Genomic DNA, 14,713 nt, shown 5'->3' with positions numbered 1-14,713 from the left:
ATTCGCTTCTTAGAACACCTTGCCGGGGTTCATGATCCCCAGCGGATCGAAGGCGGCCTTGAGCCGGCCATGCAGAGCAATCGAGGCCTCACCCAGCTGGCGGTGCAAGAACGCCTTCTTCAAGGTCCCCACGCCATGCTCGCCGGTGATGGTCCCGCCGATGGCGATGGCCTCGTCCATGATGGCCTCGAACGCCGCGATGGCGCGCCGCTCACTCTCCGCATCGCGCCCGTCGTAAATCACCAGCGGGTGCAGGTTCCCATCCCCGGCATGGCCCACGGTCACCACGTGCGTCTCCGTGCGCTTGGCGATGTCTTCCACGCGGCCGATCATCTCCGTCAATCGCGTGATGGGCACCGCCACGTCGTCGACCAACACCGAGCCCAGTTTTTCCAGGGCGGGGAAGGCGAGTCGCCTCGCCTGGAGGAACATCTCGCCCTCCCATTCGTCTTCCGTCGCGTAGATGCTCGTGGCGCGGGCGACCTCGCACGCCTGCCGCAGCCGATCCGGCTCGTCGCTGGCGCCTCCGCGCGTTTCCGAGCGGGTGAACAGCATGGCCGCCGCGGTCGTGTCCAGGTCCATCGGCTGGTGTGCCTCGACGGCGCGGATGGATGCGCCGTCCATGATCTCGAGCAGCGATGGGTCACACGTCTTCACGATGTTCGCCACGGCTTCACCCGCCGCACGCAGCGAGTCGAACGTGGCCACCATGGTGGTGCCGGCCGGCGCGAGGCGGCGCAGGCGCACGGTGATCTCCGTGACCACGCCGAGCGTGCCCTCCGAGCCGACGAAGAGCCGCGTCAGATCGTAGCCCGCGACATTTTTCCGCGTGCGGCCGCCGGTGCGAAGCCGTGTCCCGTCGGCCATCACCACCTCGAGCCCCATCACGTAATCGACGGTCACGCCGTACTTCACGCAACAGAGGCCGCCCGCGTTGGTGGCGACGTTGCCGCCCATGGTCGAGAAGGTGAAACTCGCCGGATCCGGCGGGTACCAGAGGCCGAACTCTTTGCACGCAGCCTTCAAGTCTCCATTGATGACGCCCGGCTCGACGACCGCGAACATGGCATCGCGATCGATGGTCACGATGCGCTTCATGCGCTCGAGCGAGAGCACGATGCCGTCGTCGATGGCCGCCGCGCCGCCCGAGAGCCCCGAGCCCGCCCCGCGCGGAACGATGGGTACGCGGTGCCGTGCTGCCCATCGCACGATGGTCTCCACTTCGTCGGCCGAGGCGGGGCGTGCCACGCAGAGCGGTACGCCCGCCGTTTGCCAGCGCGCTTGATCGAAGCGGTAGCTCTCGATGATGTCGGCGTCGGTGAGGACCGTTCCCTGCGGAAGGAGGTTCGCGAGCTCGCGGGGGTCGACCTGGCTCGTGGGCGAAGGCGTCATGCTCATCGAGGTTACCTTAGCGCTGCGCGCAGCGATTTCTCCAGCGCGGCGAAGTCCGTTGCCCCGGGAAAACGGCCTTCCGCGCGCTCCTTGTTGCCGCCCCCGCGTCCGCCGTGCACCTTGGTGGCCTCTTTGAACCATGCGCCGCAGTCGAACCCCGGCTCTTGGCCGCGCTGGAGGATCGCGAGGTGGTCACCGCTGTCGCGATCGATGGCCGTGCAAAAGGCGACGACGTCGGCGCGCGCGGTGAGCTTCCCCGAGAGCGTGCGCAGCATGTTGACATCGTCGCGCTCGCGCACGAGGACGATCAGCGCGGGCGCTCCCGGCGTGGCCGGGTGGGCGGCGAGCGCTTTCTCCGCGAGGAACGTGACGAGCTCCGAGCGTGTGGCCGTCAAGGTCTCGTTCTTGGCCTTCAACTCCGCGCGCAGTTTGGCCACGGCCACCCCGACATCGGTGGGCCCGCAGGTGAGCTCCCGGGCGAGCGCCGAAAGCGCCACCTCTTTCGCGCGCACGTCGGTGAGCGCGCGTTGGGCGGCGTGGAAGGCGAGGCGAATTTTGCCCTTGTACCTTTCGGTGCCCACGATGCGCGCGGCGCCAATCTGTCCCGTGCGCGTGACGTGCGTCCCACCGCACGGCGTGAGATCGAACCCGTCGACTTCGATCAAGCGGATGCCGCTCGCGACCTTGGGCGCACGGCGCAGCGGCAACGTGGCAAGCTCCGCCTCCGTGGGAAAAAGCTGGCGCACCACCACGTCCGCGCGAATGGCGGCGTTGACCAAGTCTTCCACCCGATGCAAATCCGCGTCTTTGACGCCGGCCACGTCCACGTCGATCGTGCACGACGTCGCCCCGAGGCGCGCCGAAACGGTGGCGGCCTTCGCGACGTCCAGCAAGGCGCGCGAGAGCATGTGCTGCGCGCTGTGCTGCGCCATGTGATCGCGGCGCCGATCGGCATCGATTTCCCCGCGCGCCCGCTGCACCGCCATGGCGGTCAGCGCCGTCTCGTGGGCCGGCTCGGTCAAATGGTGGATCGTACCGGCGTCGTCGACTTGCACGTCGACGATGGGGAGCTCCGCGTCATTCCCTTCGAGAACGAGCTTTCCCGCATCAGGATTTTGACCGCCGCCCTCCGGATAAAACAGGGTTCGATCGAGCACGATGGATGGACGACCCTGCCACTGCCCGAGCGAGGCCTCGGCCTCGAACGAGGTGGCGAAAGGATCGTCCCAATAGAGTTTCTTTGTGGCAACGTCACCCATGGCGAGCGAGAATCTAGCATCGATGAAGCTTGCCTCGGTACCCACGGCCTTGGCCGAAGGCGATCCGGAGCTCCCGACCTGGCCGCCGCTCCTCGCCACGCGCGGTTTCGGCTCCAAGAGCGCGACGCACATGCACCACGCGATGCACATCGTGCTGGCGCTCGAGGGCACGCTCACCGTCTTCTCGGGAAAGACGAAGGACAGCGCTCCCATCCGCGCCGCCGGCGTGCTCACCGCACCCGACGAGCCGCACGCCATCGAGGCCGAGGGCGTGGAGGTCCTTCTCGTCTTTCTCGAGCCCGAGAGCGACGTCGGCGCAGCACTGCGCACGGTGCTTTCCGGTCCTGTGCGCATCGTCTCCGCCGAGGAGCGCGATCAACTCGTGGCGGACACGGACCCCATGTCCATCATGCAATCGGGCGGCGTCGCCTGGACCGACCGCGCAGCGAGCGTGCTCGGCGGCGCCCCCGCCCGCGAGGCGCCGCGCCCCATGCATCCGCGCGTGCGCAAAGTGCTCAAGCTTCTTCGCACGATGCCTTCCGACTCGGACACCTCGCTCGAGGCCCTGGCCGAAGCCGTATCCCTCTCCCCGAGCCGCCTGATGCACGCCTTCTCCGAATCGATCGGCGTGCCACTGCGGCCCTACCTCGCCTGGCTCAAGTTGCAACGCGCCGCCGCCGCCATCGTCACCGGCATGCCCCTCGCCCAAGCCGCCCACGCCGCAGGCTTCGCCGACGCCGCCCACATGACCCGCACCTTCCGCCGCATGTTCGGCATGTCGCCGTCAGCGTTGGTGCGCGGCGGGGCGACGGCGGAGTGAGCCCGCCCATAAGCGGGTGGCGCTTGTTTTCGCAACCGCGATACGACCATCGTGAAGGACCTTGCTCCCAGACCGGCGTCGAAGATCGGAATCGCTTCGCCACCTGGACGGAGCCCCACACGCCTGCGTCGCCTATGACCGGTCCTCGTGCGATCGTGGTCGCATCGCCGCCTGCGAAGGGCGCGGTCGGATATGTGGAAAGACTGCCACTATCAATGAGATAGGCCAGAAACACGGTACCTCCGCTCACATAAAGACCTGCGCTGTTCGGGGAGATGCTTTTAGCGCTCTGACCATCTTCGACGACGCGCCCAATCTACAACGGGCTCGCTCCCCGCTGCGCGCACGAACTTCACCACCAGCACGGGCTTTCCTGCATCCCCACTGATCACGGCGAGGTAATAGATACCCTCGGCGTCGCTCGCGACGGCCAAAGCGGCATCTGCATAGAGCGCCTCGTCGCGGACGACGATCTCGGGCTTGCACATTCCTGCTTCGCAGGTAGCGCCCATGCAATCGTGATCGCATGTTCCGCATGCGTGCGGTAACCCCGGCGCTCGTCCAAGGGGCGATGAAGTGTAGTTGCCAATTGGCGAAAACAGCTTGATTTATAGTCCAAAAATTATAGCCTTATTCAAGATGAAGCGCGCAATGAAGCCATTGCAGCTCGAGCTGTCGGCCCGCCCTTCATGGGGCGGGCGGCGGAGGGGAGCGGGTAGAAAGCGCAATCCGAACACCGGGGTCCCCCATCGCGCACGCCCCCTTCACAAGGCCGCTCATCCCGTTCATGTCACATTGCGAACCAGAGAAGGCGTGTGCGGCTTGCGAACGCCCCGTGTGTCCGCTTTGCTCATGGGAAGTATTGAAAAGGCGTCCCAGGCGGAATTCCAGATCGTACATTTCTCGGTCCAGCACGACCATATTCATTTCATCGTGGAAGCTCGCGACAAGGCGAACCTTTCACGAGGAATGCGCGGACTCTCGATTCGGTTGGCGCGAGCCATCAATCGCGGCCTTGCGCGTCGCGGACCCGTCTGGAGGGAGCGTTATCACGCTCACGCGCTTACGCGACCGCGAGAGGTTCGCCATGCACTGCTTTACGTGCTCATGAATCACCGAAAGCACGGAGCGTCTCCCGCTTGGCTCGACCGCTGTTCATCGGCCGCATGGTTCGATGGATGGCGCAAAGACGTCCTTTTCGAATACGCGCTGCGCGATCTCGGTGGATTCTCCGGTCTCGCACCACCCGTCCAACCCGCGCGAACGTGGCTCGCTCGAGAAGGCTGGCGTCGCCACCGCTTACTCGGCGTGGACGAAGGTCCCCGGCCTCGGGGGTTCTCCGCATGAGGTAGGAAGAGTTTCCCGCGTTGGCGTGTCGTCGTTTGGACAGCTGCCTGTTGCCATAGACGCCGAGCACGATCACCGGCACCATTTCTGATTTCGGAAACACAATGCCAGCCCCACCCCTTGGCTCTACAGCGACTGAACGCGCGTTGGCGCGCCTTGGGACCGTTATTCAGCAAAAGTATCGCATAACACGCCTCATCGGAGTCGGTGGAATGGCCGCCGTGTACGAAGCGACCCATCGCAATGGCCACCGCGTCGCGGTCAAGTATCTGCTCGAACGCTATGTCGATGAACCATCCGTGCGAATGCTCTTTAGCCGGGAGGCCTACATCGCCAACGAGGTCCAACATCAGGGGGTGGTGCCAATCATCGACGACGACATCGATGAAGACGGCTGTGCATTCTTGATCATGCCGCTCCTCGAGGGCGAAACGCTGCGCGCGCGTTGGGAGCGGATGAACAAGCGCCTCCCGCTGTTGGAGGTCGGCCTGTTCACCTCGGACCTACTCGAGGCGCTGGCGTGCGCGCACGCAAAGGGCATTGTGCACCGCGATATCAAGCCCGATAATCTATTTGTCATCGACACAGGATATCTGCGAGTGCTCGACTTTGGCATCGCGCGGCGCAGCGACGGTGCAGGGAGTGTGACGCTTACGGGGCCGGTCATGGGTACTCCGGTGTTCATGCCGCCTGAACAAGCTCTTGGACGGCGTGAGGCCATAGCGCCCCATAGCGACTGCTGGGCCGTGGGGGCTACGATGTTTACGCTGCTTTCGGGTGAGTTCGTTCACGTTTGTGACAACGCGGGTGCGCAGCTCGTGGCAGCAGCCACGCGGCAGGCTCGTTCGTTGAACGTTGCTGTCCCAGACCTCTCGCCATCGATCGTGCATTTCGTCGACAAGGCACTTTCCTTCGACCCAACGGATCGATGGTCGTCCGCTACTGAAATGTACATAGCCCTGAAGGATACCTTCGAACGCGTCTTTGGCGCCCCCTTCTCGGAGATCGCTGTGCAAGCACGAGCGGCTCTCGCCGCAGGTTTTGCGTCGCGAGACCCGCAGCAGCATATCGATACATGCAAACCCGTGCGCGATGGACAAGTCGGCCGCCTGAATGAGCGCTCCTCGCGCGAGCGGACGACGGTCACCCCCGTAGCGAATCACCCGGGGCACCGCACGAAGGAAGAATTGACGAACGATCCCGTGCCATTGTTGCTCAGCGTGTTGCATGCGCAGGTCGGGGATCAGGGCCGGATCGTGCAGATCGGTGAGCCGATGAAATTCTTTCCTACCCAAGACGGGCGCGTTGTCCTCTTTTTACGAGCTCGCCCTCCGGATACGTCCCTCTCCCTCTGGGAAGCAGACCTCCTGACGGGAGAAACGCGTGAGTTACTAAGCCCAGCCAGACTGTGGCCCGGACCCGAGGATATCTCTGCGGACGAGCTTGCGCGACGACAACGTCGAGGGATCTTGGCGACAGGATTTACGTCCTTTCGATCGACGGATGACGGAAGCAAGGTCGTTGTGACATTTGCGGGGCGTCTTTATCTCCTCCTACGGGCCTCTGGCGAAACACGAGAGCTGCGCACAGCGGACGCTGTCGTTTGGGACGCCCAGCTATCTCCGGATGGTACTCGTGTTGCGTATGTGCGCAATCACGATATCTACATGATGGCTTTGGACGGGGGCCCAGAGATCCGCATAACGCAAGGAGGTACGGAAGTTTGCCTCAAGGGCACTGCCGAATCTGCGGCGGGCAATTTTCGTCGTTGGCGCGGTTTTTGGTGGTCACCGGACGGCCAAGAAATCTTGTACGAGGAGGCAGACCTTTCCCCGGTACAACAATTGACGATTGTAGATCCCACACAGCCGGACAAACCTCCCACCCGACAAAGGTATGCACGTGCGGGTACACCCAACGCACTCGTTGGCTTGGCGATAGTCCCTGTTCCCATTGGACGTGAACCGGGACCACCTCGCAGGGTGCGTTGGGACGTCGGTCAATATCCCTATCTGGCGACGGTCAAATGGACCGAAAATGCGCCACTGACGATTTTCGTTCTCGATCGCCTCCAACGTAGCGGGGCTCTCCTGACGGTCGACCCTGCGACGGGAACCAGCCATACGTTGCTAGCCGAGCACGACGAAGCCTGGCTCAATGTGGATAGCTCCGTCCCACGCTGGCTGCCTGATGGCCGAGCGTTCCTTTGGTCTACCGAGCGTCGTGGTGCATGGGAGCTCGAATTGCGCGGTCCAGGCGGCGAGCTTTTATCGACCATTGCCTCGGCCAATATGGGCTATCGAAGTCTCCTTGCTGTCGACGCCGAAAGACGCGTCGCCTACATTAGCGCGTGCAGCGACCCGACCCGAGCCGAGGTATGGGCAGTGCCACTCAAGGATGAAAGCCCGCCTTACGTTTTTTCGCGCCGCGCGGACGGCGTGATGCACGCGTTCTTTGGCCCCGGCGCACGCGCTTGTGCCTTCTTGGAGGCGGCGGGGCAGGGCGAGCGACGGTTCAGTGCTCGCACCGTCGATGGCACATTTAGTATGGTCATTCCTTCTTTGGCCAAAATGCCGTTCAAACCAGAGATTCAATACATCACCGTCGGAGACGAAGCATTTCACGCGGCTATCGTTCGCCCTCGCTCGTTCGATCCAAGACGACGGTATCCGTTGCTCGATTATGCCTGGGGACAGCCCGGTTACAACAGTGTGACGATGGACTCCGCATTCTACTTGCGCACGCAATGGATCGCCGACTCCGTGGACGCGATCGTCGTGGTTGTCGATGTCCACGGGTCGATGTGGCGCGGGCGCAGGTGGGAGCGCAGAGTCCGTGACCGCCTCGCCGACGTTCTACTCGAGGGACACGTCGCCGCGATCGAATCGGTTACGCGAGCCTACCCAGAGATCGACGAGTCCCGCGTTGGCATCTACGGTTCCTCCATTGGCGGCTACCTCTCGGTGCTGGCCATTCTTCGCCGTCCTGACCTATTCAAAGTGGCCGTAGCTGTTCGGCCCCTCGTGGACTGGGCGGACCATGACGGGACCTTCGTGGAGCGATACCTTGGCCTCCCGCCGAATGCTGCTTACGAGAACGCATCTCTCTTCACTTGGCTCGCACGTGCGCCCTCCGTGGGAGCGGCTGCCCGCCCGTTCTTGCTCATGCACGGGACGGATGACAGCGACACTCATTTTACGAGTTCCTTGAAGCTCGCGAATGCAATGAGCAAGGCCGGCAGATCCCTGGAATTCGTCCCAGTGGTGGGCAATACGTTCATAACGAGCGAACTCGGGACGAGAACCCACATGTGGACACGTATCGCAACGTTTCTGCGCGATCACTCCTAATCGACCTACCGCGAACCCCTCTGGGGAATCCTCTATTTCTGCGATTGATACGCAGTGACTAGCTTATCCAGAAAGACGAAGAGCGTCTCGTTCATGGTCCCATAGTGACCCGCTCGAAGCTCGTCGGGTCGCTGCACGAAGCGAAAGCCAGACGACTCGGCCAGCTCGTCCTCGGAATGCGCGATGAGGAGCTCGATCACGTCTTTGGTGAACTCCATGTGGCATTGGAATCCGTAGACCAAGTTGCCATATTCGATGATCTGCCGGGGGCATGCCTCGCTGTAGGCGAGGACCTTGGCGTCCTTCGTCAGTCCGGGCATGTCGTCGTGCCAGTGGCCCACGTCGAGGGAGTGGGGGAAGTGGGCGAACTTGTCGCTCGCCTTGCCCTCGGCGGTAAGGGTGATTGGAAATGTGCCGATCTCCTTCTGGGGGCTACGTTCGTGCTTGGCGCCGAGCGCCTCGCCGAGGAGCTGGGAACCGAGGCACACGCCGAGGACGGCTTTCTTGGCCGAGATGCATTTCACGATCAGCGCGCGTTCGGCCCCGGCGTCGAAATGTGGGCATTCCTCTTTGGTCGTGGAGGCAGATTGCGGTCCACCGAGCACCACCAGAAGGTCAATGCCCTCCACGGACTGCGGTAATGGTTCGTGAGTATGGACTCTCGAATAGCTTGCCGTGTAATCCCGGTTGCGTATCCAAGTTTCGAATGCGCCGGGCCCCTCGAAGGATTCATGGATGACGAAGTGAATGTGCATGGGGATGCCTCCCGTTTAGCAGGCCAACCGCCATCGAGTCATTTCTTCCTCAGATATTTCAAGAGGTTTCGGAATGCGGGTACGTCGTAGTCGGTCCGCCACACTAGGCTGGTATGGGCATGCCCGGCGGCCAAGGTCTTGAGTTCGGACGGCACTTTGGCCAGATCGAGGACGCTTCGCGGCAGCACGGTGACGCAGGCACCAGCGGCCACGCAGGCGATCATGGCGTGGTAGGAGCCCATCTCCTGGATTCTCCATTCCGCGCTGTCGGCGATGCCGAGTCGCTCCTCTGCGATGGAACGGTAGGTGCAGCCCTGGGCGAACGCGGCCAGGGAACGGGTGCGTACGTCCGTCGTGCTGCGCGCGGCCGATTCGCTTGCTGGCAACAAGAGGAGCAGCTCCTCCCGCCAAATGGCCTTGGCGGATAGCCCCATGTCTTCCAAAGCTGCGGCATCGAAGGCACGGGGCAATGCGAGGAACGCACAGTCCAACTGCCCGCCATGCACCTGCTGCAGCAGCGAGCGCGAAGGGCCGGTTTTCACCTCTAGGCGCGTCGTCGGATGGTGGGCATGGTACGCGGCCAGAAGCATCGGCAGGCGGCTGGCGGCCGTGCTTTCCATCGAACCCATGCGCAGCACCCCGCCGTCGTCGCCACCGGTTACGACGTGCCGGGCCTCCTCCTCCAGCGCGAGCAATCGCTGCGCGTAGCCAAGGAAGCGTTCTCCGGCGGTCGACAGGCTCATGCGCTTACCCGTGCGCACGAACAGCTCTGCGCCCACGTCCGCTTCCAGCTGCTGAATGCGCGTGGTCACGTTGGAAGGGACCCGCCCGAGCCGAGCCGCAGCCTGCGTGATGCTCAACTCCGTCGCGACGACGCGAAAAATCCTGAGCGACTCGGAATCCATCCTGTTCTCTATTTAGAAACGATACTATATTTTCGTTCTCTAATAGAGAATCCGTCCAGAACAGGAGACGCCATGCGATCGTTCAGCCATCTCGCGGCACGGCTCGGTATCCGCTACCCGATCATCCAGGCGCCCATGGCTGGAGTGTCCACTCCGCAGCTGGCCGCCGCCGTCTCGAATGCTGGCGGCCTGGGTTCTCTCGGCGTGGGCGCGAGCACCGTCCCCCAAGCCCGCAAGGCCATCGAGGAAACCCGCGCCCTCACGAGCCAGCCTTTCAACGTGAATGTCTTCTGCCATGAGCCGGCCCGCCGAGACGCCGCCGCCGAAGCTGCTTGGCTGCGGCATCTCGCGCCGCTCTTCCACGAGTTCGGCGCGGAGGCGCCTGCCTCGCTCGACGAGATCTACACATCGTTCGTCGAGGACGACGAGATGTTCGAGTTGCTGCTCGAACAGCGTCCGGCGGTGGTGAGCTTTCACTTCGGTGTGCTACCCGCCGCCAAGATCGACTCCCTGCGGAAGGCGGGCATCTACACGTTGGCGACCGCCACCGATCTGCACGAGGCCACGCAGATCGAGGACGCGGGCATCGACGCCATCGTGGCACAAGGCATCGAGGCCGGTGGCCACCGTGGCACCTTCGACCCGGAGGCCGTCGATGAGCGCCTGCCCACCTGGGTGCTCGTCCGACTCTTGGCACGACGGACCAAGCTCCCAATCATCGCCGCCGGCGGCATCATGGATGGCCAGGGAGTCAAGGCCGCGCTGGATCTCGGCGCCGCGGCGGCGCAGCTCGGGACCGCCTTCATCTCGTGCCCGGAGTCCGCTGCGAACGAGAACTACCGCGCAAACCTGCGGGGCGACGGCGCCGCCGTCACGCGGCTGACGTCCGCGCTATCGGGCCGACCCGCGCGTGGCATGGTCAATCGGCTCTTCACCTACGGCGACGCGGCGGGCGCCCCTGCTCCGCCCGCGTATCCCGTGGCCTACGACGCCGCCAAGCGTCTCCATGCGGCCGCCGCGAAACTCGGCCGCCACGATTTCGCGGTGCAGTGGGCAGGCCAGGGAGCTCCACTCAGTCGCGAATTACCCGCGGCGGTGCTGGTCGAGCGATTCGTCGAGGAGTGGCAGCGCGCCGAAGGGTGACGTTACGGCGCCCGCTCTGGCAAGTCGGGCCCGACGAGGCATGGCCGGGGCAAGTCGTCCTTCCAGCCGCCGTGGCGGCACAGTTTCTCTCGAGACCCATCCATGAATGGGAATTGTCGTTCGACCGCAGGATCCTTCACGCCGCGAGCGGCTTCTTCTCGCGCGGCTCGAGGATGACGTCGATCAGGCCGTACTCTTTGGCGGTGGCCGCGCTCATGTAATTGTCGCGGTCCATGTCGAGATTCAGCTGCTCCGGCGATTTGCCCGTGGCCTTGGCGAAGATGCGCGTGGTCGCATCTTTCAGGTGTCGCACCTCGCGTGCCTGAATCTCGATGTCCGAGGCTTGGCCGCGGGCCCCGCCGTGCGGCTGATGGATCAGAATGCGCGAATTGGGCAGTGCCGACCGGTGGCCTTTGTGGCCCGCGGAAAGGAGCATCGCCGCGGCGGATGCGGCCATGCCGACGCACATCGTGGAGACGGGCGCGCGGACATGCTGCATCGTATCGTGGATGGCCAGCCCGCTGTAGACAACGCCCCCGGGCGAATTGATGTAGAGCATGATCTCCTTGTCGGGATCTTCGCTCTCCAGGAAGAGAAACTGCGCGATGACGACGTTGGCCACCATGTCGTCGATCTCGTTGCCGAGAAAGACGATGCGGTCCTTCAAAAGCCGATCGAAAATACTCCAGTGACGCTCGCCCTTGTGCGTCGTTTCCACCACCGTGGGCACCATCACGCCACTGGCGTGGGCCCGCTCCAGAACATTCATGGCTTGCGCCCGCGTTTCGGGACGTTTCATCGTTTGCCTCATGCCGCGCATTTGAAGGATGTGACGTTGTCGTTCGCGGGCGCCTCCTGCGAGACGACTTCCGTGGTGAGCACCAGCAGGCAACCCTCGGGGGTGGGGGAGAGCTCCCAGCGAAGATTCTCGTCGCCCAACGTGAGGGCGAGAACGCGCGGCGGGTCCCACTCGGTGATCTTTCGCGCACCTTCCGGAAACCACTGCGCGAGCTCGCGCGGCTCCGTGAGGGCGCGCCACACTTTTTCCGGCTTGTGGGGGAGGCGTCGTTCGAAGCGTTTCATCGGCGCCCCTTTCGCATCGGAAGCGCGTCGTCCGGCATCGATGCGAGGTGGCGTTCGAGCGCGTCCAGGTGCTTCTCCCAGTGTGGCCGGTACGGTGCCACCCAATCGTCGAGCTCCCGAAGCGGCTCGGCGCGCAGCCGGTACAGCCGCCGCTGCGCGTCCACCGCTGCGGTGACCAGCCCCGCCTCCCTCAGGATGCGCAGGTGCTTCGACACGGCCGGCTGGGCCAGTCCAACCTCGGACACCAGCTCGCCCACGGCCCGGTCGTCCGCACGAAGAAGGTCCAAAATGAGCCGGCGACTCGGCTCGGCAATGATCTCGAAGGTCGACAGCATGGACCTAAACATGTCTCGCGAGGCATATGTCCGTCAAGGCACATTTGATTGTAAGACATCGCTACACAATACAATTCGGAAAATACGGATTTTCATCCGTTGTTATTCGGACGACAATGGTGGCTTTCAACGGACGTCAATCCAGGAGTGACGATGGGGGAGATCTGCAGTCGGTCGATGGCAATCCGTGAACTCGACCGATTCATCGTGGTGGTGACGATTCGAACACCCAGCGATGCGGAATGGGATCGCTACCTGCAGCTCTACGAGTTCCCCGAGGCGCGGGCGAAGCGCGTGCTGGTCTTTGCCTCGGCGTCCCCGAGCGCGTCCCAGCGCATGCGCCTTCGCGCGGCCGAAGGCGAATACCCGCCGCGCAAAGCCGTTCTGGCCTGTACCAAAGAGGCCCGCGTCGCCGGGGTCGCGGCCAGCTGGTTCAACTCCCAGCTGCGCCTCTTTTCCGCCACCGATATCGAGCCCGCCCTCGACTACATCGGGGCGAGCAGCTCGGAGCGCAGCCAGCTTCGGCGTACGCTCGACGATCTCCGTCGCGAACTCTCCATGCCCCGTTCGACCCGGGCGATTTAGAAGATCAGAACCTCTTCGTCCGGCCCGGCCGAGAAGGCGGCGGGCGCCGGCTTGGCGTCGATCACGCGGTGGTTCGGGTCGATGACCGTGCCGGTGATGTCGCCCTCCAGGGTGGCGTGGGCCGTGGCGGTGTTCGAGGAGGCGTCGAGGCCGAAGGTCACGGGCACCAGGACCTTGCCGGTGGCCGAGGCGACTTCCACCTCCACCACGCAGGGGTGAACCTTGGCCGCCTGCTGTGTCACCGTGACGGTCACGTCACGCCCCGATTGCGAGGTGGTCGCCGTGAAGGTGGGCCACTCGGGCTTTCCGCTGCCGAAGACCCAGGCGTCGAAGTACTTTGCCAGGTCCACGTGCGCAGAGCGCTCGAGGGCGCGGCGCAGATCCTCCACCGAACGCGCGGCGGGGCGCGCGAGGAACGATTGAATCCCGCGCACCACGGCCTCCCGGCCGATCAGCGATTCGAGCTGCAGGTAAAGGACCATGGGGCCGGGGCCGTACACGTCGCCGTAGAACGTTTGCACGGGCGGCGTCGGATTCTCCAGCGGGCGCGGATGGAACTTCGCGTTCAGCGAAATGCGGTCCCAATACGCGCGCGTTGCAGGCCCTTCGGCGGCGTCTCGGTGCTCGTCTTCGAAGACGTACGCCAGGTACTCCGCCGTCGACTCCTTCCAGACGAAGTCGCCCACGGCGGCCAAGGTCGCGCGATCGCCCGCCCATTGGTGCGCGATCTCGTGCATCAACACGTGCATCACCGTGTTGGCGAAGGGGCCCGTCCGCGTGGGGAGCTTCTCCGACAGAATGATGTTCGCCGGGTGCTCGAACCCGCTCCACACCGTCGGTGCCGCCGCAACGCGAAGCTCGTCGCCGTACGGAAAAGGCCCGAGCAGGTCGGTGATCCACTCGAAAAACTCGGTCACGCTGCCCTTGTCGAGTACCGGCGCGATGTTGCCCCCGGGCAGATTGGGCACCTCGTAGAACACGAAGTCGACGCCCGCCGCCTTCAAGAACGGCGTGCGCTTCCACAACGGATCCGACGCCACCGCGACCGACGAATACGTCGGGGCCAGCGAACCGGTGCTCCACGGCGAAAGCTCGCAGCGCGTGCGCTGTTCCCCCTGCACGATCTTGCCGGGGCAAAGCACCACGTCGCCCGGCGCATGCTCGACGTCGAAATGAAACGACGCGAGCCGCGAAGGATCCGCATCGCAGGGCCCGAAGTGGCTGCACCCACCGACCCAGCTCAAAAGGTAGGTGAACGTCCCGCCCGCGAGATCTTTCTTCCGCGAGAAGCCGACGTCGAGCCCGAGGAACCTTTCCTCGGGGACCACGCTGCTCGAGGCCACGTGCAAGGTCTGCCACGGAAGCGCGCGCGATCGCCCGCACACCCGCAAGGTGCCGTCCGACTGCGAACTGCTCTGCGCCGGCGCCCCTTGCCATGTGACGTCGGTGGCGGGCACGTCGCACGATGCCGAAAAGCAGCTGCCGCCCGGCGGATCCGCCCGCACCGTGAGTCGATCGCGCACGTTGCCCGTCGCGAGATCCACGGCGTAGTCGTAGCGCGTGACCGTGCCGGTGATCGGGCGGGTGAACGCGTCCTCCTCGAGCTGCTCGTTCTGCACCCGGCTCGGAGCATCGTCGCTGGACGATGACGAACACGCACTCAGAACGACGGCGACGACGGCATATCCAAAAGCAGCGCCGGCAGGCGACTGCGCTCTCGAAAATTGGTGGCCCATGGC

At 64.2% G+C, this 14,713-nt stretch carries 14 protein-coding genes; 5 read left to right on the top strand and 9 right to left on the bottom strand.

Annotated elements, in window-relative coordinates; genetic code table 11:
- Positions 1-9: 9 nt before the first annotated feature.
- Complete coding sequence (locus LVJ94_29840; protein ID WXB10762.1) at positions 10-1,392, bottom strand: FAD-binding protein; 1,383 nt, start codon at positions 1,390-1,392, stop codon at positions 10-12.
- Positions 1,393-1,403: 11 nt separating this feature from the next.
- A complete protein-coding gene (locus LVJ94_29835; protein WXB01108.1) occupies positions 1,404-2,651 on the bottom strand; it encodes an alanine--tRNA ligase-related protein in 1,248 nt (415 codons plus the stop codon).
- A 22-nt stretch (positions 2,652-2,673) separates the two neighbouring features.
- Between LVJ94_29835 and LVJ94_29830 the strand changes: the two genes are divergently transcribed.
- Entirely contained in the window at positions 2,674-3,471 is a 798-nt protein-coding gene (locus LVJ94_29830; protein WXB01107.1) for an AraC family transcriptional regulator, read from the top strand.
- Between the two features lie 281 nt (positions 3,472-3,752).
- Here LVJ94_29830 and LVJ94_29825 read toward each other — a convergent pair whose 3' ends face one another.
- The gene (locus tag LVJ94_29825) at positions 3,753-3,959 is read right to left on the bottom strand and encodes a hypothetical protein (GenBank protein WXB01106.1); all 207 of its coding nucleotides are present in this window, start codon (positions 3,957-3,959) and stop codon (positions 3,753-3,755) included.
- Positions 3,960-4,323: 364 nt separating this feature from the next.
- Here LVJ94_29825 and LVJ94_29820 point away from each other — a divergent pair, with 364 nt between their 5' ends.
- Together LVJ94_29820 and LVJ94_29815 are read left to right on the top strand one after the other, a co-directional pair.
- Positions 4,324-4,818, top strand: a complete 495-nt coding sequence (locus LVJ94_29820) for a transposase (GenBank protein WXB01105.1) — start codon at positions 4,324-4,326, stop codon at positions 4,816-4,818.
- Positions 4,819-5,030: 212 nt separating this feature from the next.
- Entirely contained in the window at positions 5,031-8,168 is a 3,138-nt protein-coding gene (locus LVJ94_29815) for a DPP IV N-terminal domain-containing protein (protein WXB01104.1), read from the top strand.
- A 32-nt stretch (positions 8,169-8,200) separates the two neighbouring features.
- On the opposite strand, the gene LVJ94_29810 is transcribed toward LVJ94_29815, so the two are convergent.
- Positions 8,201-8,923 carry a hypothetical protein gene (locus LVJ94_29810; protein ID WXB01103.1) on the bottom strand — a complete coding sequence of 241 codons (723 nt, stop codon included), beginning with the start codon at positions 8,921-8,923 and terminating at the stop codon, positions 8,201-8,203.
- Between the two features lie 38 nt (positions 8,924-8,961).
- Positions 8,962-9,828, bottom strand: coding sequence for a LysR substrate-binding domain-containing protein (locus tag LVJ94_29805; protein WXB01102.1), 867 nt, complete (start codon positions 9,826-9,828; stop codon positions 8,962-8,964).
- A 72-nt stretch (positions 9,829-9,900) separates the two neighbouring features.
- On the opposite strand from LVJ94_29805, the gene LVJ94_29800 reads away from it, so the two are divergent.
- Entirely contained in the window at positions 9,901-10,971 is a 1,071-nt protein-coding gene (locus LVJ94_29800; GenBank protein WXB01101.1) for a nitronate monooxygenase, read from the top strand.
- Positions 10,972-11,107: 136 nt separating this feature from the next.
- Here the strand turns inward: LVJ94_29800 and LVJ94_29795 are convergent, their stop codons facing one another.
- The 3 genes from LVJ94_29795 to LVJ94_29785 are packed head-to-tail and all read right to left on the bottom strand — an operon-like array spanning position 11,108 to position 12,401.
- On the bottom strand, positions 11,108-11,740 hold the full coding sequence (locus tag LVJ94_29795) for an ATP-dependent Clp protease proteolytic subunit (GenBank protein WXB10761.1): 633 nt from the start codon (positions 11,738-11,740) through the stop codon (positions 11,108-11,110).
- A gap of 38 nt (positions 11,741-11,778) precedes the next feature.
- Positions 11,779-12,054 carry a hypothetical protein gene (locus tag LVJ94_29790; GenBank protein ID WXB01100.1) on the bottom strand — a complete coding sequence of 92 codons (276 nt, stop codon included), beginning with the start codon at positions 12,052-12,054 and terminating at the stop codon, positions 11,779-11,781.
- Positions 12,051-12,401 (bottom strand): metalloregulator ArsR/SmtB family transcription factor, encoded by a 351-nt coding sequence (locus LVJ94_29785; protein WXB01099.1) that lies wholly within the window; start codon positions 12,399-12,401, stop codon positions 12,051-12,053. Before LVJ94_29785 ends, LVJ94_29790 begins: the two co-directional genes overlap by 4 nt.
- A 165-nt stretch (positions 12,402-12,566) precedes the next feature.
- Between LVJ94_29785 and LVJ94_29780 the strand changes: the two genes are divergently transcribed.
- Positions 12,567-12,974: a hypothetical protein gene (locus tag LVJ94_29780; GenBank protein WXB01098.1), complete on the top strand. Its 408-nt coding sequence runs from the start codon at positions 12,567-12,569 to the stop codon at positions 12,972-12,974.
- On the opposite strand, the gene LVJ94_29775 is transcribed toward LVJ94_29780, so the two are convergent.
- Positions 12,971-14,710, bottom strand: coding sequence for a hypothetical protein (locus LVJ94_29775; protein ID WXB01097.1), 1,740 nt, complete (start codon positions 14,708-14,710; stop codon positions 12,971-12,973). The genes LVJ94_29780 and LVJ94_29775 overlap by 4 nt on opposite strands.
- Positions 14,711-14,713: the final 3 nt, after the last annotated feature.

Source organism: Sorangiineae bacterium MSr11367 (assembly GCA_037157805.1).
Taxonomy (GTDB): domain Bacteria; phylum Myxococcota_A; class Polyangia; order Polyangiales; family Polyangiaceae; genus Pendulispora; species Pendulispora rubella.
Note: the sequence above shows the minus strand (reverse complement) of the source record. Positions and strands in the feature narration are given on the sequence as shown.